Raw genomic sequence first — 24,019 nt, 5'->3', positions numbered from 1 at the left:
CCAGGCCATCGGCATTCGCCATTGGCTGTCAGCCAAGCGCGCCCGCTTCAGGCGCCTGCGGGCTTGTCCTGGTCCTTCGGGGGAGAGGCCTGCTCGGGCACCGGTGCGGGTGCCGACGCAGGAGCAGGTGCAGGTGCAGGTGCAGGTGCGACCACCATGCTCAGCATGTGCTGGGCCAGCGTCTCGTACAGCGGCCGGGCCAGCATGCGCGAGACCAGGCTGGCCAGCATGGCCGCCGCCATGAGGCTGAGCACCATGGAGTGGCCGTCCACCATCTCCATGACGATGATGAAGGCCGTCAGCGGCGCCTGCGTCACGGCGGCCAGGAAGGCGGCCATGCCCATGGCGATGAGGGCGGGCGCGATGTCTGCGCCCATGAGGCCGGCCACGTTGTGGCCCACGCCCGCGCCAATGGACAGCGACGGCGCGAAGATGCCGCCCGGCACGCCCACCCAGGCCGACAGCCAGGTGGCGATGAACTTCAGGGTGACGTAGAACGAAGGCACGTCGGCCTGGCCCGCCAGCATGTGCTTGACGGCTTCCGAGCCCGCGCCGAAGGTGGCGCCGCCCGTGACCATGCCGATGACGGCGATCACCAGCGCGACCGCCGCCGCGAAGCGGATGGGAAAGCGCGCGCGCAGCTGGTTGAGCCGCTCGGGCGCGCGGGTCAGCGAGGCGGCCAGCAGCTTGGCGAACAGCCCGCCCAGCACGCCGCAGGCCAGGGTCACGCACAGGCCGGGCAGCAGCGCGTCCCAGGTCAGGTGGGGCACCTGGATGCGGCCGAAATAGCTGAGGTTGCCGAAGGCCGACACGCCCATCAGGCCGGCCAGCACGATGGCCGCGATGATCAGGCCGCTGGAGCGTGACTCCAGCTTGCGCGACAGCTCCTCGATGGCGAAGACCACGCCGGCCAGCGGCGCGTTGAAGGCCGCCGCAATGCCGGCCGCGCCGCCAGCCACCAGCAGCGCATGGTGGCTGATGCCCGAATGCGGGCCGAACCAGCGCCGCGCATGGTGCATGACACCGGCGGCCACCTGCACCGACGGCCCCTCGCGCCCGATGGACAGCCCCGCCGCAAAGCCTGCGCTGGCCAGCGCCATCTTGGCGAAGGACAGCCACAGCGACACGAAGCGCCCGCGCTGCGTGGAGTCCAGCGCCGGGTCCAGCGTGGCGATCACCTGCGGAATGCCCGATCCCGCCGCACCCGGCGCCCAGCGCCGCGTGAGCCACACGGCGCCCGCCGTGACGGCAGGCATCCACAGCAGCACGGCCCAGCCGCCCTGCCAGTGGTAGATGCTCTCGAAGAATTCGAAGCCCGCGTCCGCCATCAGCGTGAAGGCCACCACGCACAGCCCGGCGGCGGCGGCATAGGCCAGCACGATGGTGCGGTCCAGCCAGCGCCTGCCGTCCCGGAATTCCTGGTTCAGGTTGTGGAGGAAGTCGGGTTCTTGCTGCATCGCGTGAAGAGGCTGGGCGAAAGCTCTTCATTGTGCACAAGCCCGGCCACAGGGGCTGTCGCCATCGGCAATGCCTACTTCGCCGCTGAGTTGATGGCCGATGACTGTGTACCTGGAGAGCCGTCCGTCAGGCATTCCACCCCCCGGGCATGGGCACCCTGGCAACCCGTGCCGTACGCCACTCAATGACGGCACGTTTGCGCAGCTCTCGCCCGCGCCGGCGCGAACCTGTCGCAGACCTGCAACGCGCTGCCGTGCCGATCGTGCCTGCAGGTTCAGTCCACCACGAAGAGCCTGGCGCCCTTGGGCGAGCGCGAGCGGTGCGGCTCGGCGTTGTCCGCCACCTGGTAGCTCATGCCGGGTGTCAGAGTGAAGCGGCGGCCGTCCGCCAGTTCGGTCTCCAGCTCCCCTTCCAGGCACAGCAGCACATGGCCCTTGGTGCACCAGTGGTCGGAGACATAGCCGGGCGTGTACTCCACCGTGCGCACGCGGATGTTGCCGAAGTTCTGCGTGCGCCAGAACGCCTGGCCGGCCTCGGCCGAATGCTCGGTGGGCGCCACGGCGGCCCAGTCGGTGGTGTTGAAGGGGATGTTGTCCATCTGCATGGCGGGATTCCTTGATGAAGGGGGTGTGCAGCTAGAGGGCCGGCGTCGGCAGCAGCCTCGGTCTCAGTCCCCGCGCCGCAGCAGGTAGATATCCATGATCCAGCCATGCCGCTCGCGCGCTGCGGCGCGGGCCTGCACGATGCGCGGTGCCGCCTCGGCCAGCGGGCCGCTGTCCAGCATCTGGCGGTCCATGCCCAGGTAGGCACCCCACCAGATGTGCAGGCCGTGGGAGGGCAGCTCGGTGAAGCTGCACTGCCCGTCCAGCATGACCACGGCCGTGTCCACGCCGGGCGGCCAGCCCTGCTCGCGCAGCTGGCGGCCCGTGGTCACCACGAAGGGCTGGCCTATGCCGTTGAGCGCAATCGCATGCGCGGCGCACAGCACCTGCATGGAACTGATGCCCGCCACCACGCGCACGCTGTGCGGCGCCGGCTGCATGCGCGCCGCGATGCGCAGCGTGCTGTCGTACAGCGCCGGGTCGCCCCAGACCAGCAGGGCGACCTGCAAGGGCTGGCCGGGGGTGCGCGGCTGCAGCCCCTCGTCCAGGGACCGGGCGATGGCCGCCTGCCAGCAGCGCGTGATGGCAGCATGCCATTCATCGACCTGGGCCAGGTAGTCGTCGCCCACGCTGCGGCGCACGGGCATGTCGAAGCCTTCGATGCGCGGGCCGGGCGCAGTGAGCACGGCATCGCACAGGTCGCGGCGCAGGGCGGCGAGTTCGGCCTTGTCCTCGCCCTTGTGCGGCAGCAGGATCAGGTCGGCGGCCTGCATGGCGGCCTGGGCTTCGCGCGTGAGGTGGTCGGGGTTGCCCGTGCCGATGCCGATCAGGCTCAGCGCCACGGGCGGCAGGGCCGCGCTCATGGGGCGGGGTTCCCGGGGGGCACGTCGCTCACGGGGTCCCTCACGGTGACCCTCAAGGTATCCCTCGCGGTATCCAGCGTGGCATTCGCATGCACATCGGTGGCGGGAAAGCGCGGCTCGGTGCCCAGCGGGCGGTAGCGGCGGTCGTAGTCGGCCGCGTAGAGGCGGCTTTCGCCGAAGTCCTCGGCCTGCAGGCTGCGGCCCACCAGGATCAGGGCCGTGCGCTCCATGTGGGTGGCCACGGCCTCGGTCAGGCCGCCGACCGTGGTGCGCACCACGGTTTCGTCAGGCCAGCTGGCGCGCCAGACGATGGCCACGGGGCAGTCGGCGCCGTAGTGCGGCAGCAGCTCGGACTGCACCTTGGCGGCCACATGGATGGACAGATGGATGGCCAGCACGGCGCCCGTGGCCGCGAAGGCGGCCAGGTTCTCGCCCTCGGGCATGGCCGTGGCGCGGCCCGAAGTGCGCGTCAGCACCACGGACTGGCACAGGCCGGGCAGGGTCAGCTCCGCGCCCAGCGTGGCGGCGGCGGCCGCGAACGAGGGCACGCCGGGCGTGACGGTGTAGGCAATGCCGGCCTCGCGCAGGCGGCGCAGCTGCTCCCCCATGGCCGACCAGACGGACAGGTCGCCCGAGTGCAGGCGCGCCACGTCTTCGCCACGCGCCTCGGCGGCCTGGATCTCGGCCACGATGTCGTCCAGGCTCATGGAGGCGGTGTTGACGATGCGCGCGCCCGGCGGGCAGTGCGCCAGCAGCTCGCGCGGTATCAGCGAGCCTGCGTACAGGCAGACCGGGCAGGCCGCCATGAGGTCGCGCCCGCGCACGGTGATCAGGTCGGCGGCGCCGGGGCCGGCGCCGATGAAATGCACGGTCATGCCGTTGCTCCTTGGTTCTTGGCCTGGCTGGCGTGGGCCAGGCAACAGTTCAGAGGTCCGCCCTGGCCCACGGCCAGGGCCAGGGTGGCGCTACCATCGTCCGCGACCAGGCGGGTCACGCTCAGGGCGGAGTGCGGGCCTGCGGCGGCCAGCGCCGCCGCCTCGGCCACGCTGCCCGTGCCATAGCGCGCCAGCATGCGCGGCGACTGCGTGACCACGGGCTGCCCAGGCAGTTGCCCTGGCGGCACGCGCACCAGAACGGCCGTGGGCACGACAGCCGCCATCCAGGCGGCCAGCGCCGGGTGGCCGGCCTTGGTGTCCAGCACGGCCACGGCGCAGATGGGCTGGGGCGCGCAGGCGCTTGCGTCTGCGCTTTCCGGCAGCTGCGCCTGCGCCCGCTGCCACAGCGCCTGCAGCGCATGGGGCAGTGCGTCGGTGTGCAGGCCCAGGCCCAGCACGCCGCAGCGGTGGGGGATGGCTTCGTCCGGGTTCACCGCTGCCAGCTCCACTGCACCAGCGGCCGCGCAGCCTTCCAGCTGCGCATGCGGCCCAGCGGCTCGGCGCTGGAAATCTCCAGCCGCAGCAGCTGGCCGCCGTGCTCGGCCTGCAGTTGCACCAGCAGGGCCTCGGTCTCCAGCGTCACGGCATTGACCACCAGGCGGCAGCCTGCGGGCATGAGGGCCTGCAGGCGCTCGAACAATTCGGCGTCAAAGCCGCCGCCCACGAACACGGCCTGGGGCCGGGCCAGCGCCTGCAGTTCGGCCAGCGCCTCGGGCGCCACGCCCTGCACCACGCGCAGGCGCGCCTGCAGTCCGAAGCGCCGGGCGTTGTGGCGGATGTTGTCCGCACGCGCCGCATGCTGCTCCAGGCTGATGGCCGAGCCACCGGCCAGGCACCACTCCACCGCCACCGAGCCCGATCCGCCGCCCACATCCCACAGGCATTCGCCGTGGCGCGGCGCAAGAGCCGCCAGGGTCAGCGCGCGGGCCGGGGCCTTGGTGATCTGGCCGTCGTTGGCGTACCAGTGGTTGGGCCGGCCCGGCACCAGCGGCAGGGCCGCGCCGCCCTGGGCGAGCACGGCCACGGCCACGGGCGCACAGGCAGGGTCGGCGGCCAGGGCCTGGGCGGCTTCGGCGGCGCGCCATGCGCGGCGGCGCTCGCGCGGGCCGCCCACGGATTCCATGACCTCCAGGCGGCTGTCGCCCCAGCCTTCCTGCACCAGCCAGTCCGCCAGTGCGGCCACGGCGGCGCCATCGCGCAGCAGCACCAGCGACTGGCGGCCTGGCGACAGGTGCGGCAGCAACTGCTGCACATGGCCGGCGTGCAGGCCCAGGCAGACCGTGTCTTCCAGCTTCCAGCCCAGGCGCGACGCCAGCAGCGAAAATGTCGAGGGTTGGGCGTGGCAGCGCCACTCCTGCGGCGCCAGATGCGCCGCCAGGCTGCCGCCCGCCCCGAACCAGAACGGATCGCCCGACGCCAGCACCACCGTGGGCCGGCCACGGCAGGCCAGCACGGGTGCCACGTCAAAGGGCACGGGCCAGGGACGGCCCCGCTCGCCGGCACCGGCCAGCGCCAGGTGGCGCGGCCCGCCGAAGACGGTCTCGGCCGCGTCCAGCGCGCGCAGCGCGGCGGGCGAGAAGCCGTCCAGGCCGTCTTCGTTCAGGCCCACCAATGTCAACCAGGGATCAGTCATGCCCCATGTTCTCCTGCTGGGCGGCACCAGCGGCGCCAGCCAGCTGGCCCAGGCCCTGCGCCGCGCCGGCATTGCCGCCGTGTTCTCGTATGCGGGCGTCACGCAGTCGCCCGTCGCCCAGCCCCTGCCCACGCGCGTGGGCGGGTTTGGCGGCGCCCAGGGCCTGGCGCAATTCCTGCGCGGGCAGGCCATCAGCCATGTGGTCGATGCCACCCATCCGTTTGCCGCACAGATGAGCCGCAATGCCTGCGAGGCCTGCGCCGCCACCGGCACGCCGCTGCTGGCGCTGGAGCGCGAGCCCTGGCAGGCCAGTGCCGGCGACGCCTGGATCGACGTGCCCGACATGCAAGCCGCCGCTGCCGCCCTGCCCCAGGCAGCCGCCCGGGTGTTTCTGGCCGTGGGCCGCAAGCAGCTTGCGGCCTTTGCGGGCCAGCCGCAGCACCACTACCTGCTGCGCCTGGTCGATGCGCCCGAGCCCGGCAGCCTGCCCCTGCCCCACACCACGGTGGTGCTGGGGCGCGGGCCTTTCAGCGCGGACGACGATGAAGCCTTGCTGCGCACGCACGGCATCGAATGGCTGGTGGCCAAGAACGCAGGCGGCGAGGCCACGCGCGGCAAGCTCGATGCCGCGCGTGCCCTGGGCCTGCCCGTGGTGATGGTGCAGCGCCCGGCGCTGCCGCAGCGCCAGCGCACCGGGTCGGTGGCTGCGGTGCTGCACTGGATTGCTCATGGCGTGCTGCCGACAGCGCAGCCCGCACCGCCCACGCCGCCAGCACCGTCCGCGCCGCCATCCATGCCGTAGTGGCGTGGCGTGTAGACCCAGCGGCCCACGCGGCGCGTGGCGCTGTTGCCCACCAGGACCACGGTGCGCATGTCGGCCATCTCGGGCGTGGCCTCGGCCAGCGTGCATACGTGCAAGTGTTCCTCGGGCGTGGACACGGCGCGCGCGAACACCAGCAGGCGCTGCGGCTCGCAGCGGGTGCGCAGCAGCTGCAGCAGGCGCACAAAGCCTTCGGGCCGGCTCTTGGAGCGCGGGTTGTAGAAGGCCATGGCGAAGTCGGCCTCGGCCGCCAGTTCCACGCGCCGCGCGATCACCGGCCAGGGCTTGAGGTTGTCCGAGAGATTGATGCAGCAAAAGTCATGGCCCAGCGGCGCACCAGCGCGCGCGGCGGCCGCCAGCATGGCGGTGATGCCGGGCAGCACCTGGATATCGAGCGCCTGCCAGGCGGCGGCCTGCACCGCATCGGCGGATTCCATGGCCTCGAACACGGCCGACGCCATGGCGAACACGCCCGGGTCGCCCGAGGACACCACGACCACCTGCCGCCCCTGCGCGGCCAGCGCCAGCGCCTGGCGCGCGCGCTCCAGCTCCACGCGGTTGTCCGAGGCATGCCAGGCCACCGCCTGGCCCTGACCCGCCTGCGCCAGCAGGGCCTGCGCGCGGGACACATAGGGCAGGTAGCCGACCACATCGTCGGCTCCGTGCAAGGCGGCTGCGGCTTCGGGCGTGATCTGGTCCAGTGCGCCCGGGCCCAGCCCCGCCACCGTCAGGCGGCCGGCGCTCACCATGCGGCCTCCGGCCGGCGGCCCTGGCCGTGCACGAGCACGATGGCGAAATAGGGGCAGGCGTCGTCGGACACATCGCCCAGGCGCGCGACCTGCTCGCTGTCCGTGGTGCCGTTCTGCACCAGCCAGGCGGCGTCAAGCCGGCCCGTGCGCTGCAGGGCGCGGCGAATGCGCGGCAGGTTGCGGCCGACCTTCATGACGACCAGGGCCTCGGCCGTCTGCATGCGGCGCACCAGTTCGTCTTCCGACAGGGTGCCCGTCATCACGCTGAGAACGTCGTCGCCCCAGGTGATGGGCTCGCCCGTGGCGTGCCAGCAGCCCACCATGCCGGGGATGCCGGGCACCACGTCCAGCGGCACCTGTCCGCGTTCGCGCAGCCGGGTGTACAGATGCATGAAGGAGCCGTAGAGGAAGGGGTCGCCCTCGCACAGCACCACCACCTGCCCGGTCTGCGCCAGCGCTTCCAGGCGCAGGCACCAGTCGTCGTAGAAGCGCGCCAGCAGGTCCACATAGGCGGGGCTGTCCACGGGCAGCTCGGTGGTCACCGGGTACTCCATGGCGTGCTCGGCGGCGCCTTGGGCCAGCAGGCCGTCCACCAGCTGGCGGGCCTTGCCGGGCCGGCCCTTCTTGCGGAAGAACGCCACCTGGCGGGCGCCGCGCACCAGGCGGTCGGCCTTGACGCTCATGAGTTCGGGGTCGCCCGGGCCCAGGCCCACGCAGACAATGCCGGGCCCGCCCTGGCCGGGACGCGGCTGCCTACTCGACATGGCTGGCCAGTGCGTTGATGGCGGCCACGGTGATGGCCGAGCCGCCCAGGCGGCCATGCACGGCCATGCAGGGAACGGGCAGGTCCTGCATCAGCGCCTGCTTGGATTCCATGGCGCCCACAAAGCCCACGGGGCAGCCGATGATGGCGGCCGGCCGGGGGCAGGCCGGGTCCTGCAGCATGTTGAGCAGGTGGAACAGGGCCGTGGGCGCATTGCCGATGGCCACCACGGCGCCGGCCAGGTGCGGGCGCCACAGCTCCAGCGCGGCGGCGCTGCGCGTGTTGCCCATGTCACGGGCCAGCGCGGGCACGCGCTCGTCCTGCAGCGTGCAGATGATGGGATTGGCGGCGGGCAGTCGCGAGCGCGTGATGCCCTCGCTGACCATGCGCACGTCGCACAGCACGGGCGCGCCGTTTTGCAGGGCCTGCGCGGCGGCCTCGGCCATGCCGGGGGAGAAGGCCACGTGCGGGGCCAGCTCCACCAGGCCAGCGGCGTGGATCATGCGCACCACCACGCGTTCCTCGACAGGCGTGAAGCGTTCCAGCGCCGCCTCGCGGCGGATGGTGGCAAAGGACTGCCGGTAGATCTCGGCGCCATCGGTTTCGTAGCGGTGCAGCATTATTCTTTTGAAAACAGCAATCCCGGATTGTCTCGCACCGAGGCCAGGGTCCGCTGCTCCTGCGCCCTATCCCCGGCACGGCCGTGGCGCACTACGGAATAGACAGGGCCTTCGCCCTCGTCTTGACCTTCTGCCCGCAGCACCACCGTGGCCGGCGCCTGCCGCGCGCAGCCCTTGGCGCATCCGGTCACATGCAGGTGCGCGCCGTGGCGTACCTGCGGCGCCAGCTCCAGCGCCAATGTCTGCGTGGGACCCAGGGCCTGGATGCAGCCAGGCGCGCCGGTACAGGCGGATACGCGCAGGCGCGGGTCATGGGCGTGGGTGATCCAGTCAGCGGCGTCGTCCAGCCCTGCAGCCGCCCACCAGCGGGGCAGCGCCGCGCCGGCTCCGGCGTCTTCCACCAGCAGCATGCGCCAGGGTGTCACACGCAAAAAGGCCTGCTCAGGCAAGGCGCGCACCAGCCGCGCCAGCGCCACGGCCGGCAAGCGGCCCAGCGGCGCGCCCAGCAGCCAGCCCAGGCCGGGCACGGCACCGGGCGCCGGTCCTTCGCTGTGGGCCGGGGTTTCTGTCTCCACCCAGTCCAGTCCGGGGAGCGGCTGCAGTTGCGCCGCCACCGCGGCCATGCGCCCGGGCCGTAAGCCCTGGGCGCGGCGAAGGGAGGACTGACCGGCAAACCAGCGCGCCAGTGCCAGGCCTGCGGCCACGGCCTGGCTGGCATCGGCCACGGCCAGCGCCTGCTGCCGTCCATCGGGCTGCACCAGCCAGCCGGTGGAGGTGCGCTGCAGGCGGATATCGGCGGACACGCCGGCCAGCCGGCCCGGCGCGCCCTCCACTGACCAGCCGAACTTGGCCGGCAGCCCCGCCAGGTCGTCGGCCGCATCCAGCGCCTGCTGCAGGGCCTGGCCCAGCGCATGGACGGCCTCCTGCGGCCGGCACAGCGGGTCGATCACCAGGTTGCGGCGGCGCTCGCGGCGCGCGTCGGCGTCCAGCAGGCCCACGGCCGCCAGGGCGCGCAGCACTGCGGCGTGCCGCCCGGGCGCAATGCCGCGCAACTGCACATTGGCGCGGCTGGACAGCTCCAGCGCGCCGTTGCCATGCACCCAGGCCAGGCGCGCCAGCCGCCGCGCCTGGGCCACCGTCAGGCGGCCCAGCGGCGGGCGCACGCGCAGCACCAGCCCATCGCCGGAGGCCATGGGCTGCCAGGCGCCGGGGCACCAGCCTTGGATGTGGGGAGGGGTATGCATGGGTAGGGGCCCCGACTGTAGCGCCGGCGCACCCGGCATCCCAGGTGCAAGACCCGCATGCGTTCATGAAAAGCGGACTTTCTTGATCCAGCCCGCTAACACCCACCTAGCCTGAATTTGTCAATTCAAGTTGAAATTTAACAATTCACCCTTAGGGCTTTATCAAATAAATCATTTATTTTTGATAGAAACTGATACTTGCACCACCTACCTGGAAAGCGCCATGAATCTCCGCACCTGGACCGTCAAGACCAAGCTCTACGCCGCCTTTACCGCCCTGGCTTTACTGGTCGCACTGGTTTCCGTATCTGCCCTTCATGCGCTGGACGGTTCCGACCGCAACCTGACCCAGTTCGTCGACGGCGTGAACGCCCGCGCCCATCTGGCCGAACAGGTGCGCGCGGCCGTGGACAGCCGCGCCATCGCGGCGCGCAACCTGGTGCTGGTGAACACGCCAGCCGATCTGGACATGGAAAAAACGGCCGTGTACGCCGCCCATGCCGCGGTCAAGTCCCACCTGGACCAGCTCAAGGCCCTGGTGGCCGCGCCCGGGGTAGGCGAGGAGGCTCGCGCCCTGGTCGCCCGCATCGACCAGATAGAGCAGCGCTACGGCCCGGTGGCGCTGGACATCGTTTCGCTGGCGCTGCGCCAGCAAAGGGAAGAGGCCATTGCCAAGATGAACAGCGAGTGCCGGCCGCTGCTGGCCCAGCTGATCGCGGCCACCGACGAGTACAGCCAGCTCACGCGCCAGCACGCCCAGGTCATGGTGGAGCAGGCCACGCAGTCCTATGTGCAGCAACGCAACATGCAGATCGGCGTGAGCGCGGTCGCCTTCGTGCTGGCCCTGCTCATGGGCCGGCTGATCGCACGCGGCCTGACACGCGCGCTGGGCGCCGAGCCTGCCCAGCTCGGTGAAGTCGCCCGCCAGATAGCCGACGGCAACCTCGACCCCGGACTGCTGCGCAGCGAAGCGCCCGCCGGCAGCGTGCAGGCCTCGCTCAACGCCATGCACCAGAGCCTGGCCAGCGTGGTCAGCGACGTGCGCAACAACGCCGACAGCGTGGCCGTGGCCAGCGAGCAGATCGCCAAGGGCAATGCCGACCTGAGCCGCCGCACCGAGCAGCAGGCCAGCGCGCTGCAGCAGACGGCGGCCTCCATGGACGAGCTGTCCTCCACCGTGCAGCAGAACGCGGACAACGCGCGCCAGGTCAACCAGCTCGCGCTCGGCGCCAGCCAGGTGGCGGTCAAGGGCGGCACCGTGGTGCAGGAAGTCGTCGGCGCCATGCAGGACATCCATGCCAGCTCGCGCCAGATCGGCGACATCGTGGGCGTGATCGACTCCATCGCCTTCCAGACCAACATCCTCGCCCTCAATGCCGCCGTCGAAGCCGCTCGCGCCGGTGAACAGGGCAAGGGCTTTGCCGTGGTGGCCGCCGAAGTGCGCACCCTGGCCCAGCGCAGCGCGCAGGCCGCCCGCGAGATCAAGCAGCTCATCACTGACAGCGCCACGCGCGTCAGCCAGGGCGCGGAGCTGGCCGACCAGGCCGGCGCCACCATGGCCGAGGTGCTGCAATCCATACAGCGCGTGACCGACCTCATGGGCGAGATCAGCAATGCCAGCGACGAGCAAAGCGCCGGCGTGGCCCAGGTCGGGCAGGCCATGAGCCAGATGGACCAAGTCACGCAGCAAAACGCCTCGCTGGTGGAAGAAAGCGCGGCGGCGGCCTCCAGCCTCAAGGCCCAGGCCCAGCGCCTGGTGCAGGCCGTGGCCATCTTCCGCCTGGGCGACCAGGGTGGCGCGGCGCAGCAGCCGCGTTTGCAGGCGCCGCTGCCGGCGTCCGTGCCCACGCGCGCGGCCACGGCATCTGCGCTGGCGCCGGCCAGGCCGGCACCGGCACGACCCGCAGCTGGCGCGCGCCCTGCAAGCCCTGCACGCCTGGCTGCGGCCAAGCCGTCCGCCGAATCGCAGGACTGGACCAGCTTCTGAAGCCGGCAAGCCGCACGCATGCGCCGCCACCGCTCCTGCACCGCGCCCCTGGACAAGGCTGCGCAGGTGCGCGAACTGGAAGAGTTCTTCCGCGGGCAAAACCCCATCGACCTCGCTGCGGCCGACTGGCACACGCGCATGGAGCAAGGCCTGACTGCCGAGGAAGAAGCCGAATTCACCGAATGGCTGGCGGCCAGCACGGCGCACGAGGCCGCCTTGCGCCACCTGGGCCAGAGCCTGGCGGCCGCGCGGTCCATTCCCCCCGAACAGGTGGCGCGCCTGCGCGCGGAGCAGGCACGCCGGCGCTCGCAGTCGGCGCCTCACGCACGCCCGGAACCGGCCACGCAGCGCCCGTCCTCCGAAGAGCGCCAAGGCTGGAGCTGGTCCCGCCTGCTGCCGCGACCTGCCCTGGCGGCCCTGTGCTGCACGGTGGCCCTGGCCGTGGGCGTGGGCGTGGGCTGGCACCAGTGGCAGCAGCAGCCCACCTTCACCAGCAGCCACCTGACCCCACGCGGCCAGGCCAGGACCATCACCTTGCCGGATGGCACCGCACTGTCCCTGGATGCCGATACCCAGGCGCAGGTAACTCTGTACCGCGACCGGCGCGAGGTGCGCATCACGCAAGGGCAGATCCTGTTCGCCGTGGCACCCGACAGCGCCAGGCCCTTTCATGTGCTGGCCGGCCCGGCGCGCGTCACCGTGGGCGGCACGCGGTTTTCCGTGCGCTATCGCGCCACGGGCATGGAGGCGGGCAGCGCCCAGGTGGCCGTGCAGGAGGGCCATGTGCGCGTGGCCGGTGCGCAAGGCGCGGCAACGCCTGCCGACCTGGTCGCTGGCCAGGCCCTGAGCGTGTCGCCTGCAGGCGTGCTCGGTCCGGTGTCGGCTGTGGCGCCCGGCAGCATTGCGCTGTGGCGCAAGGGACTGATCCGCTTCGAGAACACGCCCCTGGCCGACGCCCTGGTGGAACTGGAGCGCTACGGGCCTACCGGCCTGGTGGTGCACGACCCGGCCGTGGCGGCTCTGCGCATTGGCGGCACCTACCAGGCCAGCCGCCCCGCCGAGTTCGCACGCATGCTGGCCCAGATCCTGCCCGTCACTCTGGTGGCCGGGCCCGATGGCCAGACCGAGATTGCCACTGCGCCCTGAGCACGTAGGCGGGACCGCCCCCCGCTTTCAAGACTGCCTGCCGCGCCGGGCGCAAGCCCTCCTCCACCCTGCCCCGCTCGCCCTGGCTGTCTGCAATGACGACTGCCCAGCGCCGATGCGCAGCATCTGCAAGGGTGTCAATGACAATCAGCGGCGTGCGAAGCCCATGGGCTGCAACGCGGCGGAAACGGCGTGTGGTCGGTCGGCCGTCGTGTAAGAGATTGCCGCAAGCGATTTCCTGGACCGATGGAACGCGGCGGATGCACTCCGACTCACACCGTCCGCAGCTGTTGCCACAGCACCAGGCGCCGCACCCTCATTCATCCAACCGTTCCAAGGAGTTCCCATGCATCTTCAACGCACCGTCCTTTTTGCAGGCATGGCTGCCAGCCTCTTTCTGGCGGCAGGACGGGCAAGCGCCGCAGAAGGCCCTGCCACGGCCCAGGCCCCCCAGGCCAAGGCCCAGGCCCAGGCCGCCAAGCCGGCGGGCGACACCGTGCAGGCGCAGCTGGAGACCTCCACCTGGGTGCCCGACGGCAAGGCCGATGCGCCGCGCGTGATCTATACCTTCACCGACCCCAACTGCAAGTACTGCCACAAGTTCTGGGAGGCCGCACGCCCCTGGGTGGACGCAGGCAAGGTGCAGCTGCGCCACATCCTGGTGGGCGTGATCCGGGACGACAGCCCGGCCAAGGCCGCCGCCATCCTGCAGGCCCCGGACCGCGCGGCCGCACTGATGGAGCACGAGAAGAAGTCCGCCCAGGGCGGCATAGCGCCCGCCTTCAGCGTCAGCCCAGACGTGCGCAAGACGCTGGAGGCCCACCGCAAGCTGATGATGTCCCTGGGCTTCCGTGGCACGCCGGGCATCGTGGTGATCGACAGCCAGGGCGGCACCAAGAGCTATGGCGGCATGCCGCGCGAGGCCGCCTTGCCGGAGGTGTTCGGGGCGCTGTGAGGCGGCGGCGCCGTCCAGCTGCCGCCCAGCACGCGGAACAGCTGGGCCAGCGCCAGCTGCCGCTGGGTCACGGTATCGATGTAGGCGCTTTCATTGGCGAAGGCGTTGCGCTGTGCGTCCAGGTAGCGCAGATGGTCGTCCACCCCCGCCTGGTAACGGGCCTGCGCCAGCCGCAGGCTTTCGCGGCTGCTGTCGCGCAGCGCCAGGCGCGCGGCTTCCTCGCGGCGCAGCGTGTCGGTGGCGGCCAGGGCGTCGGCCACTTCGCGGAAGGCGGTCTGGATGGCCTGCTCGTAGGCTGCCACGGCCATGTCCTTGCGCAGCACGGCCAGGTCGAGGTTGGCGCGGTTGCGCCCCCCGTCGAAGAGGGGCAGCGTGACCTGGGGAGTGAACGACCAGGCGCGCTGGCCCGAGCGGAACAGGTCGGACAGATCGGCGCTGGACGATCCCAGGAACCCGGTGAGCGAGATGCGCGGGAAGAAGGCCGCGCGCGCCGCACCAATGTCCGCGCTGCGCGCGCGCAGCCGGTGCTCGGCCGCCTGGATGTCGGGGCGGTGGATGAGCAGTTCGGAAGGCGTGCCGGCCGACAGGTCCTGCAGCAGCAGGGGTACATCGGATGGCTGGGACGGTTGGGACGACTCTGCGGACAAGTACGGCCCCAGATCCTCCACGCCCGTCAGCAGCAGCAGGGCGTTGCCGGCCTGGCGCAGCTCGCGTTCGCTTCGCTCCACGTCGGCGCGGGCCTGGGCGGCCAGGCCCAGGGCGTCCTGGTGGTCCAGGGCCGTGGCCGTGCCCGCCTGGCGCCGCTGCGCGGTCAGGCGCAGCGAGGATTCACGGCTTTGCAGCGTGCGCTGCGCCAGTTGCAGCCGGCGCAGGGCCCCGTCGCGGGACAGGTAGGCCTGGACCACTTCGGCGCCCAGGCTGATGCGGGCGGCGCGCGCGGCCTCTTCGGTGGCCAGGTACTCGCCCAGGGCGGCTTCGGACAGGTTGCGCACGCGGCCGAACAGGTCCAGCTCGAAGGCGGCCAGCCCCAGGCCGGCCTGCCAGCTGCCCTGCACCTGCGGCTGGCCCGTGGCATTCATGTCGCCCGGCAGGCGCTGGCGCGTGCCGCCGCCCTGCAGGCCCACGCCCGGCAGGCGGTCGGCGCGCTGCACCTGGTACAGGGCGCGTGCCGCCTCCACGTTGAGCAGGGTCTGGCGCAGGTCGCGGTTGTGGGCCTGGGCCAGGTCCACCAGCTGGCGCAGCTGGCGGTCGGCGATGAAGCTGTTCCAGTCCAGCGTGGCCGCCGACGAGGACAGCACGGGCGCGGCATCCTGCTGCGGCCATTGCGTGGGAATGGGCGCCTGCGGACGCTGGTGGACCGGGGCGAGGGAGCAGCCCGCCAGCACCAGGCTGGCGGCCAGCGCACACAGGGCGCGTGGGAAGAAGTGCATGGACATGGCGCTTACTCGATGCGGGTTGCCGGGGCCTGCAGGGCAGGCGGGGTGCCGGCCGGCGCCTTGCGCCGGAACAGGGACAGCACCCAGACGAAGAAGACAGGAACGAAGACCACCCCCAGCAGCGTGGCCGACAGCATGCCGCCAATCACGCCGAAGCCGATGGCGGCCTGGCTGGAGGCGCCCGCGCCCGAGGCCAGCGCCAGCGGCACCACGCCCAGGATAAAGGCCAGCGAGGTCATGACGATGGGCCGAAAGCGCAGCCGCGCCGCCTGCAGCGCGGCCTGCGCCAGGCTGTGCCCCTGCGCATGCAGGTCCCTGGCGAACTCCACGATCAGGATGGCGTTCTTGGCCGCCAGGCCGATGATGGTGATCAGGCCCACCTTGAAGTACACGTCGTTGGACAGGCCCACGGCCGAGGTGGCCAGCACCGATCCCAGCGCGCCTATGGGCACGATCAGCATCACGGCGGCGGGAATGCTCCAGCTCTCGTACAGGGCCACCAGCAGCAGGAACACCACCACGATGGCCAGCGCGAACAGCTTGGGCGCCTGGGCACCGGCGGCTTTCTCCTGGAAGGACAGGGCCGTCCACTCGTAGCCTATGCCGCGCGGCATCTCGGCCATGATGCGTTCCAGCTCGGCCATGGCCTCGCCCGTGGTGTGGCCGGGCCTGGCATCGCCCGAGATGCGGAAGGCCGGATAGCCGTTGTAGCGCGAGATCTGCACCGGCCCGCTTTCCCAGCGCACCGTGGCAAAGGCCGACAGCGGCACCTGCTGGCCGGCGGCGTTGGGCACGTGCAGGCGCAGGATGTCCTCGGGCCGCGCGCGGGCCTGGGCATCGGCCTGCACCACCACGCGCTGCAGGCGGCCCGCGTTGGGGAACTCGTTGATCACGGCCGAGCCGTAGGCGGTGGACAGGGCCGTGTTGATGGCGCTGAAATCCACGCCCTGGGCCTGCGCCTTGCGCCGGTCGATGTCCAGCCGCAGCTGGGGCGCATCCTCCAGGTTTTCCATCATGGCGTAGGCAATGATGGGCGAGGCATTGGCCTTGGCCAGCAGCTGGTCGCGCGCGGCGATCAGCGCCTCGCGGCCCAGGCTGGCGCGGTCCTGCAGGCGCAGCGCAAAGCCGCCGGAGTTGCCCAGGCCGTCGATGGGCGGCGGGTCCACGGCCATGACGGTGCCGTCGGACAGGCTGGCAAAGCGCTGGTTGAAGGCCTGCACCTCGTCCCACGACGCCTGCCCGGCGCCGCGCACCGACCAGTCCTTGAGCGTGACGAAGGCCAGGGCCGCGTTCTGCCCCATGCCCGAGAAGCTGTAGCCCATCAGGAACTCGGCCTGGGCCGTGGCGGGGCGGCTCTGAACATAGTCCTCCATGTCCTTGACCATGGCCTTGGTGCGCTCCGTGGTGGCGCCCGGCGGCAGCTGCACGCCGACGATGTAGTAGCCCATGTCCTCGTAGGGCACGAAGGATTCGGGCATGCGCGTGTACGCCACGCCCAGCCCGGCCACGATGGCGGCATACACCAGCATGCAGCGCCCGGCGCGGCGCACCAGCCGCTGGTTGAGCAGGTCGAAGCGCTCGGTCAGCGCCGCGAAGCGGCGGTTGAACCAGCCGAAGAAGCCCTTGCGCTCGGCGTGGTGGCCCTTGGCAACGGGCTTGAGCAGCGTGGCGCACAGCGCCGGCGTGAAGGTCAGCGCCAGCAGGCCCGAGAACAGGATGGACACGGCCAGCGACAGCGAGAACTGCCGGTAGATCACGCCCACCGAGCCGCTCATGAAGGCCAGCGGCAGGAACACCGCCACCAGCACCAGGGTGATGCCGACGATGGCGCCCGAGACCTGCTGCATGGCCTTGACCGTGGCGGCCAGAGGCGACAGCCCCTCCTCGGCCATGAGGCGCTCCACGTTCTCCACCACCACGATGGCGTCGTCCACCAGGATGCCGATGGCCAGCACCATGCCGAACATGGTCATCATGTTCACCGAAAAGCCCAGCGCATACATCACGCCCAGGGTGCCGGCCAGGCAGACGGGCACGACGATGGTGGGAATCAGCGTGTAGCGCAGGTTCTGCAGGAACAGCCACATCACCAGGAACACCAGCGCCACGGCCTCCACCAGGGTCTGGATGACCTTGCCGATGGCCACTTCCACGAAGCGCGAGGTGTCATAGGGCACGGCGTACTGGATGCCGGCAGGGAAGTTCTGCGACAGCTCGGCCAGGCGCGCCTTGACGGCCTTGGCCGTCTGCATGGCGTTGGCGCCGGGCGCCAGCTGCACGGCGGCGGCCACGCCCTGGCGGCCGTCCTCGCGCGAGGAAAAGCTGTAGTCCAGCTGGCCGACCTCCAGCCGCGCCACATCGGCCAGGCGCACGGCCGAGCCATCGGCCCTGGCACGCAGCACGATCTGGCCGAACTCCTCGGGCGAGGCCAGCGTGCCCTTGACGGCAATGGTGGCGCTCAGCTCCTGGCCGGGCCCTGCGGGCGAGGCGCCAAAGCTGCCGGCCGGCACCTGCGCGTTCTGGGCGGCGATGGCCGCGTTCACGTCCGCCACCGACAGGCCGTAGCCCAGCAGCTTGTTCGGATCGACCCAGACGCGCATGGCCACATCGGCCGCGAAGAACTGCACCTTGCCCACGCCGGGCACGCGGCGGATCTCGTTGTTGATGTTGCGCACGGCGTAGTCGGACAGGGCCACCTCGCTGTTGCCGCCGCTGCCGTCCTTGTAGGTCAGCGAGTAGATCATCAGGAAGTTGGCGCTGGCCTGCTCGACCTGCAGGCCCATCTGCATCACGGACGCGGGCAGGCGCGCCTCGGCCTTCTTGATGCGGTTTTGCACCTCCACCTGGGCCAGCGCGGGCTCGGTGCCCGGGGCGAAGGTGGCCGTGATCTCGGCCAGGCCCGTGGAGCCGCTGGAGGAGTCGAAGTACAGCAGCCCCTTGGTGCCGTTGAGCTCCTCCTCGATGACGCTGGTCACCGACTCCATCACCGTGGTGGCGGAGGCGCCGGGATAGTTGGCGGTGATCGAGATCTGCGGCGGCGCCACGTTGGGAAACTGGGAGACGGGCAGCGCCGGTATGGCCAGCAGCCCGGCGAGCATGATGAAGATGGCCACCACCCAGGCGAAGTTGGGGCGGTTGATGAAGAACTTGGACATGGTCTATTCCTTGGGCACGCGCCGGCTCAGTCGCTGGACGTGGCGGAGCTGCCGGAGGCGCTGAAGGTGCCGGACAGCCCCGCCGTAGGGGAGGCCGCGGCATCGGAAAGGGCCGTGACCTGAACCCGCGCCCCGGGCTGCAGGCCTGCCATGCGGCCCACCACCACGCGCTCGCCGCCCTTGAGGCCTGCGCTGATCTGCCACTGCGCGCCATGCATGGCCGCGGTCTGCACGGGGCGCATCTGCAGCGTGTCCTGGCCGTCCACAACCAGCACGTGGGCCTGCCCGTCGGTGCTGCGCTGCACGGCCCGCTGCGGCACCAGGATGGCGGCAGGGTCCACGCCCTGGCCCACGGTCACGCGCACATACATGCCGGGCAGCAGCATGCCGTCGCGGTTGTCGAAGCGCCCGCGCAGCGCCATCTGGCCGGTGCCGCGGTCCACCGTCACATCCGAGAACAGCAGCCGCCCCGTGCGCTGCAGGCCCGTGCCGTCCACCTTCAGGGAGACCGGCGTGCCGTCCTTGCCCGCCGTCTGTGCCAGGCGGCCCTCGGCCAGGGCCGCGCGCAGGCGCTGGGCTTCGGCCACGGGCTGCTGGAAGTCGGCATAGACCGGGTCGAGCTGCTGGACCAGCGCCATGGGCGTGGCCTCGCCCTGGCCCACCAGGGCGCCCTCGGTGACCAGCGCACGGCCGATGCGGCCCGCGATAGGCGCCCTGACCGTGGCGTATTCCAGGTTCAGGGCGGCCGCCTGCACCTCGGCCTGGGCGGACTGGCGCGCGGCCTGGGCCGCCTGCAGGCGGGCCTGCATGGCTTCGAAGTCCTGGCGGCTGACCGCCTCCTGGGCCACCAGCGGCGCGTTGCGGCCGACCACGGCACGCGCTTCGATCAGGGCCGCTTCGGCGCTGGCCAGCTGGCCCTGGGCGCGGGACAGGGCGGCGCGCAGGGGCGCCGGGTCGATCTGGAACAGCACCTGGCCGGCCCGGACGTCGGCGCCTTCCTCGAAATGGCGGCGCAGCACGATGCCGGCCACCCGCGCACGCACCTCGGCCACGCGCACGGGCTCGATACGGCCCGGCAGCTCGCTGGACAGGGCCAGCGGCGCGGGCTGCACGGTGACGGCCTGCACCACGGGCAGCGCGTCACCCGCTGCGGCCGGAGCCTCGTTGCGGCCGCAGCCCGCTGCCAGGGCGGCCAGGGCGGCCAGCACCAGGGCCGCCAGCGGCAGGCCACGTCGCTTGTTCAGACGCATGCTCATGTTCACAACCTGATTGAGTTCGATACGAAGGCCGCGATGGTACATATCAGAATCAAATGAGTCAACATCGATTCATTTGATTCTTTAAAACATCAACAGATAAAATCCCCGCACTTTCCAAGGAGGCATGACAAGCGATGACGAGCACCAAGCAAGAGGACGAAGGCAAGCTGCTGGGCGCACTGGCACTGGCGCTGCTGGACGATCCCAAGGCCAATCTGCAGGAGCTGGCACGCGCCATCGGCATCAGCAAGGCCACGCTCTACCGCTTCTGCCCCACGCGCGACCAGCTCATAGACCGGCTCATAGGGCATGCGGCCGACACGCTGTCGCGCGCCATGCGCGCGGCCGAGCTGGAGCGCCACGCGCCGCTGGAGGCGCTGCGCCGCCTCACCGCCCACTGCCAGGACCACCAGACGCTGCTGCTGTTCCTGATGTATTTCTGGCGCTCCGACATCTCGGTGGTCGGCCAGATAGAGAGCGAATGGGTGGCGGCCATGGATGCCTTTTTCCTGCGCGGCCAGCAGGCCGGCGTGTTCCGCATCGACATCACGGCTGCGGCCATGACCGAGCTGTGGCTGTCCATGGTCGTGGGGCTGCTGGATGCGGAGCGGCGCGGCCGTGTTGCGCGGGCCAGCGTGGCGGCCGTGATGGAGCAGGCCTTCCTGCACGGCGCCCTGCAGCCCGGCGCACCGGCCGCGTAGTGCACCGGGCGCCGATGGGGAAAACCCAGGTGATGAATGATGGTCATGCACTGCTTTCAATCGATGAAGGCAGCCATGGAATGGATCCACATCAATGAACTAGAATTTTTTTAGCTCACAAATCCATGAATTTTTCTCACCAAAATGCTCGAACGCACCCACCTCGCCATCGTCCGTGAAGTCGAAAAACAGGGCTCGCTGACGGCGGCGGCCGGCGTGCTGTGCGTGACGCAGTCGGCGCTGAGCCACAGCATGAAGAAGCTGGAGCAGCAGCTGGGCACGGACATCTGGCTGCGCGAAGGCCGCAGCCTGCGCCTGACGCAGGCCGGCCAGTACCTGCTGGCCGTGGCCCAGCGCGTGCTGCCCCAGCTGGACCTGGCCGAGGAGCGGCTGCGCCAGTTCGCCCAGGGCGAGCGCGGCGCGCTGCGCATCGGCATGGAGTGCCATCCCTGCTACCAGTGGCTGCTCAAGATCGTCGCGCCCTATCTGGCGAGCTGGCCCGATGTGGATGTGGATGTGAAGCAGAAATTCCAGTTCGGCGGCATCGGCGCGCTGTTCGGCTACGAGATCGACCTGCTGGTCACGCCCGATCCGCTGTTCAAGACGGGCCTGGAGTTCGTGCCCGTGTTCGACTACGAGCAGGTGCTGGTGGTCTCCAGCGCGCATGCGCTGGCAGGGGCCGATTTCGTGGAGGCCGCCCAGCTCGCGCCCGAGGTGCTGATCACCTATCCCGTTCCCATGGACCGGCTGGACATCTACAACCAGTTCCTCATGCCGGCCGGCATCACGCCGCGCCGCCAGAAGGCCATAGAGACCACGGACATCATGATGCAGATGGTGGCCAGCGGCCGGGGCGTGGCGGCCTTGCCGCGCTGGCTGGTGCAGGAGTACGCGGGCAAGCTGGACGTGGTTCCCGTGCGCCTGGGCGCCCAGGGCATTGCCAAGCAGATCTTCCTGGGCGCGCGCGTGGCGGACCTGCAGACCGACTATCTGCAGGCCTTCATCGAGCTGGCGCGCCAGCCGCTGGCCGCTGGCACGCCCCCTTCTCAGGCTGCCTGAGCCTGCGCCAGGAAGTCCTGCGCAAACCGCTGCAGCACCCCGCCGGCCTCGTAGACCGATACCTCCTCGGCCGTGTCCAGCCGGCAGGTCACGGGCACGCGCAGCGTCTGGCCGTTTCTGCGCTCGACCACCAGCGTGAGTTGGGTGCCCGGCGTGCGCTCGCCTTCCACGCCATAGACCTCCGTGCCGTCCAGCCCCAGGGTCTTGCGGTCGGTGCCCGGCAGGAACTGCAGCGGCAGCACGCCCATGCCGATGAGGTTGGTGCGGTGGATGCGCTCGAAGCCTTCGGCCACCACGGCCTCGACTCCGGCCAGCCGCACTCCCTTGGCCGCCCAGTCGCGCGAGCTGCCCTGGCCGTAGTCGGCGCCCGCGATGATGATCAGCGGCTGGCGGCGGTTCAGGTAGGTTTCCATGGCCTCCCACATGCGCACCACGCGGCCTTCGGGCTCGATGCGCGCCAGCGAGCCCTTGTGCTGCACGCCATCGATGACGGCCATTTCATTGACCAGCTGCGGGTTGGCGAAGGTGGCGCGCATGGCCGTCAGGTGATCGCCGCGGTGGGTGGCGTAGGAGTTGAAGTCTTCCTCGGGCAGGCCCATGCGCGCCAGGTATTCGCCCGCCGCGCTGTCGGCCAGGATGGCGTTGGAGGGCGACAGGTGGTCGGTGGTGATGTTGTCGGGCAGCAGCGCCAGCGGCCGCATGTTGCGCAGCGTGCGCGGGAAGGCCGCCAGCGCGCCCACGCCTTCGGTATCCCAGTAGGGCGGGCGGCGGATGTAGGTGGACTGGGGGCGCCAGTCGTACTGGGGCCGTGCCTTGTCGCCATCGTCCTTGCGGATGGCGAACATGGGGTCGTAGACGGCGCGGAATTGTGCAGGTTTGACCGCCTGCTCGACGATGGCGTCGATCTCCTCGTCGGCGGGCCACAGGTCCTTGAGGCGGATCTCGCGCCCGTCCACCACAGCCAGCACGTCCTGCTCGATGTCGAAGCGGATGGTGCCCGCCAGCGCATAGGCCACGACCAGCGGCGGCGAGGCCAGGAAGGCCTGTTTGGCATACGGATGGATGCGCCCGTCGAAGTTGCGGTTGCCCGAGAGCACGGCCGTGGCGTAGAGGTCGCGCTCGACGATTTCCTGCTGGATCCTGGGGTCCAGCGCGCCGCTCATGCCGTTGCAGGTGGTGCAGGCAAAGGCGACGATGCCAAAGCCCAGCTGCTGCAGCTCGGTGAGCAGCCCGGCCTCCTTCAGGTACAGCTCCACGGCCTTGGAGCCCGGCGCCAGCGAGGACTTGACCCAGGGCTTGCGCGTGAGACCCAGGCGATTGGCATTGCGCGCCAGCAGCGCCGCGGCGATGACGTTGCGCGGGTTGCTGGTGTTGGTGCAGCTGGTGATGGCCGCGATGATGACGGCCCCATCGGGCATCAGGCCCTGGCGCTCCTGGGCGCGGGCGGCCTGCAGTTTTGCCGCATCGGCAATGCCGCGCTCGGCCAGGGCCGAGGTGGGCAGGCGCCGGTGCGGATTCGAGGGACCGGCCATGTTGCGCACCACGGTGGACAGGTCGAACTGCAGCACGCGCTCGTACTGGGCATCGGCCAGGCTGTCGCTCCAGAAACCTGCGGTGCGCGCATAGGCCTCGACCAGGCGCACCTGGGCCTCGTCGCGGCCGGTCAGGCGCAGGTAGGCCAGAGTCTGGTCGTCAATGGAGAACATGGCCGCCGTGGCGCCGTATTCGGGGCACATGTTGGAGATGGTGGCGCGGTCGCCGATGCTCAGGCTGTCGGCGCCCTCGCCAAAGAATTCCACATAGGCGCCGACGACTTTTTGCTGGCGCAGGAATTCGGTCAGGGCCAGCACGATGTCGGTGGCGGTGATGCCGCCCTGGCGCCGGCCCGTGAGGCGCACGCCCACGATCTCGGGCATGCGCATCCAGGAGGCGCGGCCCAGCATGACGTTCTCGGCCTCAAGGCCGCCCACGCCCACGGCGATCACGCCCAGGGCATCGACATGGGGCGTGTGCGAGTCGGTGCCGACACAGGTGTCCGGGAAGGCCAGGCCATCCTGCACTGTCACCACGGGGGACATCTTCTCCAGATTGATCTGGTGCATGATCCCGTTCCCTGCAGGGATCACATCCACGTTGGCAAAGGCTTTTTTTGTCCACTCGATGAAGTGGAAGCGGTCCTCGTTGCGGCGGTCCTCGATGGCGCGGTTCTTCACGAAGGCGTCGGGATCGAAGCCGCCGCACTCCACGGCCAGCGAGTGGTCCACGATGAGCTGCACGGGCACGACGGGGTTGACCTGGGCGGGGTCGCCGCCTTCGGCCGCGATGGCGTCGCGCAGGCCGGCCAGATCCACCAGGGCGGTCTGGCCCAGGATGTCGTGGCAGACCACGCGCACGGGGTACCAGGGAAAGTCGATGTCACGCCGGCGCTCGATGAGCTGCAGCAGGTAGCCGTCCAGCTGCGCGGGATCGGCGCGGCGCACGAGGTTCTCGGCGTGGACGCGGGCGGTGTAGGGCAGGCGTGCCCAGGCGCCGGGCGAGAGCGCATCGACGGCGGCGCGGGCATCGATGTAGTGCACCGTGGTGCCGGGCAGGGGTTTCTTGTGGGTGTGGTTCATGGGGCGGGTGCAATGCGGG

The 24,019-nt window shown here is 70.7% G+C and carries 20 protein-coding genes; 6 read left to right on the top strand and 14 right to left on the bottom strand.

Features of this window, described 5'->3' with window-relative positions:
- Positions 1 to 47: 47 nt before the first annotated feature.
- From HFGMBDPB_RS00730 to cbiE, 6 genes are all read right to left on the bottom strand, one after another.
- Positions 48 to 1,457 (bottom strand): chloride channel protein, encoded by a 1,410-nt coding sequence (locus HFGMBDPB_RS00730; protein ID WP_046988679.1) that lies wholly within the window; start codon positions 1,455 to 1,457, stop codon positions 48 to 50.
- A gap of 275 nt (positions 1,458 to 1,732) precedes the next feature.
- Entirely contained in the window at positions 1,733 to 2,062 is a 330-nt protein-coding gene (locus tag HFGMBDPB_RS00725) for a DHCW motif cupin fold protein (RefSeq protein ID WP_013800515.1), read from the bottom strand.
- A gap of 63 nt (positions 2,063 to 2,125) precedes the next feature.
- Positions 2,126 to 2,923 carry a precorrin-6A synthase (deacetylating) gene (gene cobF / locus HFGMBDPB_RS00720; protein ID WP_212644714.1) on the bottom strand — a complete coding sequence of 266 codons (798 nt, stop codon included), beginning with the start codon at positions 2,921 to 2,923 and terminating at the stop codon, positions 2,126 to 2,128.
- Complete coding sequence (gene cobM / locus HFGMBDPB_RS00715) at positions 2,920 to 3,798, bottom strand: precorrin-4 C(11)-methyltransferase (protein ID WP_212644713.1); 879 nt, start codon at positions 3,796 to 3,798, stop codon at positions 2,920 to 2,922. The genes cobF and cobM overlap by 4 nt, the downstream gene beginning before the upstream one ends.
- On the bottom strand, positions 3,795 to 4,292 hold the full coding sequence (locus HFGMBDPB_RS00710) for a cobalamin biosynthesis protein (RefSeq protein ID WP_047219211.1): 498 nt from the start codon (positions 4,290 to 4,292) through the stop codon (positions 3,795 to 3,797). The genes cobM and HFGMBDPB_RS00710 overlap by 4 nt, the downstream gene beginning before the upstream one ends.
- Positions 4,289 to 5,491: a precorrin-6y C5,15-methyltransferase (decarboxylating) subunit CbiE gene (cbiE, locus tag HFGMBDPB_RS00705; protein WP_212644712.1), complete on the bottom strand. Its 1,203-nt coding sequence runs from the start codon at positions 5,489 to 5,491 to the stop codon at positions 4,289 to 4,291. Before cbiE ends, HFGMBDPB_RS00710 begins: the two co-directional genes overlap by 4 nt.
- Here cbiE and HFGMBDPB_RS00700 point away from each other — a divergent pair.
- On the top strand, positions 5,490 to 6,293 hold the full coding sequence (locus HFGMBDPB_RS00700; RefSeq protein ID WP_212644711.1) for a cobalt-precorrin-6A reductase: 804 nt from the start codon (positions 5,490 to 5,492) through the stop codon (positions 6,291 to 6,293). The two genes, cbiE and HFGMBDPB_RS00700, sit on opposite strands and share 2 nt — an antisense overlap.
- Here HFGMBDPB_RS00700 and cobJ read toward each other — a convergent pair.
- From cobJ to HFGMBDPB_RS00680, 4 genes are read right to left on the bottom strand one after another with little or no spacing between them, the layout of a single operon-like run.
- A complete protein-coding gene (gene cobJ / locus HFGMBDPB_RS00695; protein WP_212644710.1) occupies positions 6,218 to 7,060 on the bottom strand; it encodes a precorrin-3B C(17)-methyltransferase in 843 nt (280 codons plus the stop codon). The genes HFGMBDPB_RS00700 and cobJ overlap by 76 nt on opposite strands.
- The gene (gene cobI, locus HFGMBDPB_RS00690) at positions 7,054 to 7,824 is read right to left on the bottom strand and encodes a precorrin-2 C(20)-methyltransferase (protein WP_212644709.1); all 771 of its coding nucleotides are present in this window, start codon (positions 7,822 to 7,824) and stop codon (positions 7,054 to 7,056) included. Before cobI ends, cobJ begins: the two co-directional genes overlap by 7 nt.
- The gene (locus tag HFGMBDPB_RS00685; RefSeq protein WP_013800507.1) at positions 7,814 to 8,443 is read right to left on the bottom strand and encodes a precorrin-8X methylmutase; all 630 of its coding nucleotides are present in this window, start codon (positions 8,441 to 8,443) and stop codon (positions 7,814 to 7,816) included. The genes cobI and HFGMBDPB_RS00685 overlap by 11 nt, the downstream gene beginning before the upstream one ends.
- Positions 8,443 to 9,687: a ferredoxin-like domain-containing protein gene (locus HFGMBDPB_RS00680; protein ID WP_212644708.1), complete on the bottom strand. Its 1,245-nt coding sequence runs from the start codon at positions 9,685 to 9,687 to the stop codon at positions 8,443 to 8,445. The genes HFGMBDPB_RS00685 and HFGMBDPB_RS00680 overlap by 1 nt, the downstream gene beginning before the upstream one ends.
- Positions 9,688 to 9,910: 223 nt before the next feature.
- Between HFGMBDPB_RS00680 and HFGMBDPB_RS00675 the strand changes: the two genes are divergently transcribed.
- From HFGMBDPB_RS00675 to dsbG, 3 genes are all read left to right on the top strand, one after another.
- Entirely contained in the window at positions 9,911 to 11,674 is a 1,764-nt protein-coding gene (locus tag HFGMBDPB_RS00675) for a methyl-accepting chemotaxis protein (protein ID WP_212644707.1), read from the top strand.
- Between the two features lie 18 nt (positions 11,675 to 11,692).
- Positions 11,693 to 12,820: a FecR family protein gene (locus HFGMBDPB_RS00670; RefSeq protein WP_212644706.1), complete on the top strand. Its 1,128-nt coding sequence runs from the start codon at positions 11,693 to 11,695 to the stop codon at positions 12,818 to 12,820.
- 346 nt (positions 12,821 to 13,166) lie between these two features.
- Complete coding sequence (dsbG, locus tag HFGMBDPB_RS00665; RefSeq protein WP_212644705.1) at positions 13,167 to 13,775, top strand: thiol:disulfide interchange protein DsbG; 609 nt, start codon at positions 13,167 to 13,169, stop codon at positions 13,773 to 13,775.
- Here the strand turns inward: dsbG and HFGMBDPB_RS00660 are convergent.
- From HFGMBDPB_RS00660 to HFGMBDPB_RS00650, 3 genes are read right to left on the bottom strand one after another with little or no spacing between them, the layout of a single operon-like run.
- Complete coding sequence (locus HFGMBDPB_RS00660) at positions 13,721 to 15,211, bottom strand: efflux transporter outer membrane subunit (protein ID WP_212644704.1); 1,491 nt, start codon at positions 15,209 to 15,211, stop codon at positions 13,721 to 13,723. The genes dsbG and HFGMBDPB_RS00660 overlap by 55 nt on opposite strands.
- Before the next feature lie 5 nt (positions 15,212 to 15,216).
- Positions 15,217 to 18,366: a multidrug efflux RND transporter permease subunit gene (locus HFGMBDPB_RS00655; RefSeq protein ID WP_212644703.1), complete on the bottom strand. Its 3,150-nt coding sequence runs from the start codon at positions 18,364 to 18,366 to the stop codon at positions 15,217 to 15,219.
- Positions 18,367 to 18,392: 26 nt separating this feature from the next.
- Positions 18,393 to 19,622, bottom strand: coding sequence for an efflux RND transporter periplasmic adaptor subunit (locus tag HFGMBDPB_RS00650; protein ID WP_212644702.1), 1,230 nt, complete (start codon positions 19,620 to 19,622; stop codon positions 18,393 to 18,395).
- A gap of 137 nt (positions 19,623 to 19,759) precedes the next feature.
- Between HFGMBDPB_RS00650 and HFGMBDPB_RS00645 the strand changes: the two genes are divergently transcribed.
- Both HFGMBDPB_RS00645 and HFGMBDPB_RS00640 read left to right on the top strand, forming a co-directional pair.
- Entirely contained in the window at positions 19,760 to 20,326 is a 567-nt protein-coding gene (locus tag HFGMBDPB_RS00645) for a TetR/AcrR family transcriptional regulator (protein ID WP_043790964.1), read from the top strand.
- A gap of 144 nt (positions 20,327 to 20,470) precedes the next feature.
- Positions 20,471 to 21,385 (top strand): LysR family transcriptional regulator, encoded by a 915-nt coding sequence (locus tag HFGMBDPB_RS00640; protein WP_043790963.1) that lies wholly within the window; start codon positions 20,471 to 20,473, stop codon positions 21,383 to 21,385.
- Here HFGMBDPB_RS00640 and acnD read toward each other — a convergent pair.
- Positions 21,373 to 24,000 carry a Fe/S-dependent 2-methylisocitrate dehydratase AcnD gene (acnD, locus tag HFGMBDPB_RS00635; protein WP_212644701.1) on the bottom strand — a complete coding sequence of 876 codons (2,628 nt, stop codon included), beginning with the start codon at positions 23,998 to 24,000 and terminating at the stop codon, positions 21,373 to 21,375. The two genes, HFGMBDPB_RS00640 and acnD, sit on opposite strands and share 13 nt — an antisense overlap.
- Positions 24,001 to 24,019: the final 19 nt, after the last annotated feature.

Origin of the sequence: Delftia sp. PE138 (genome assembly GCF_018320755.1) — a bacterium.
GTDB lineage: Bacteria > Pseudomonadota > Gammaproteobacteria > Burkholderiales > Burkholderiaceae_C > Comamonas > Comamonas tsuruhatensis.
This window is presented reverse-complemented; position numbering and strand designations above follow the sequence as displayed.

Coding starts and splice junctions, on each gene's coding strand:
- HFGMBDPB_RS00660 (WP_212644704.1), bottom strand. CDS start 15,211: ATGTCCATGCACTTCTTCCCACGCGCCCTGTGTGCGCTGGCCGCCAGC.
- HFGMBDPB_RS00650 (WP_212644702.1), bottom strand. CDS start 19,622: ATGAGCATGCGTCTGAACAAGCGACGTGGCCTGCCGCTGGCGGCCCTG.
- dsbG (WP_212644705.1), top strand. CDS start 13,167: ATGCATCTTCAACGCACCGTCCTTTTTGCAGGCATGGCTGCCAGCCTC.
- cobJ (WP_212644710.1), bottom strand. CDS start 7,060: ATGGTGAGCGCCGGCCGCCTGACGGTGGCGGGGCTGGGCCCGGGCGCA.
- HFGMBDPB_RS00640 (WP_043790963.1), top strand. CDS start 20,471: ATGCTCGAACGCACCCACCTCGCCATCGTCCGTGAAGTCGAAAAACAG.
- HFGMBDPB_RS00655 (WP_212644703.1), bottom strand. CDS start 18,366: ATGTCCAAGTTCTTCATCAACCGCCCCAACTTCGCCTGGGTGGTGGCC.
- HFGMBDPB_RS00680 (WP_212644708.1), bottom strand. CDS start 9,687: ATGCATACCCCTCCCCACATCCAAGGCTGGTGCCCCGGCGCCTGGCAG.
- HFGMBDPB_RS00700 (WP_212644711.1), top strand. CDS start 5,490: ATGCCCCATGTTCTCCTGCTGGGCGGCACCAGCGGCGCCAGCCAGCTG.
- HFGMBDPB_RS00725 (WP_013800515.1), bottom strand. CDS start 2,062: ATGCAGATGGACAACATCCCCTTCAACACCACCGACTGGGCCGCCGTG.
- cbiE (WP_212644712.1), bottom strand. CDS start 5,491: ATGACTGATCCCTGGTTGACATTGGTGGGCCTGAACGAAGACGGCCTG.
- cobI (WP_212644709.1), bottom strand. CDS start 7,824: ATGTCGAGTAGGCAGCCGCGTCCCGGCCAGGGCGGGCCCGGCATTGTC.
- HFGMBDPB_RS00670 (WP_212644706.1), top strand. CDS start 11,693: ATGCGCCGCCACCGCTCCTGCACCGCGCCCCTGGACAAGGCTGCGCAG.
- acnD (WP_212644701.1), bottom strand. CDS start 24,000: ATGAACCACACCCACAAGAAACCCCTGCCCGGCACCACGGTGCACTAC.
- HFGMBDPB_RS00675 (WP_212644707.1), top strand. CDS start 9,911: ATGAATCTCCGCACCTGGACCGTCAAGACCAAGCTCTACGCCGCCTTT.
- cobF (WP_212644714.1), bottom strand. CDS start 2,923: ATGAGCGCGGCCCTGCCGCCCGTGGCGCTGAGCCTGATCGGCATCGGC.
- cobM (WP_212644713.1), bottom strand. CDS start 3,798: ATGACCGTGCATTTCATCGGCGCCGGCCCCGGCGCCGCCGACCTGATC.
- HFGMBDPB_RS00685 (WP_013800507.1), bottom strand. CDS start 8,443: ATGCTGCACCGCTACGAAACCGATGGCGCCGAGATCTACCGGCAGTCC.
- HFGMBDPB_RS00730 (WP_046988679.1), bottom strand. CDS start 1,457: ATGCAGCAAGAACCCGACTTCCTCCACAACCTGAACCAGGAATTCCGG.
- HFGMBDPB_RS00645 (WP_043790964.1), top strand. CDS start 19,760: ATGACGAGCACCAAGCAAGAGGACGAAGGCAAGCTGCTGGGCGCACTG.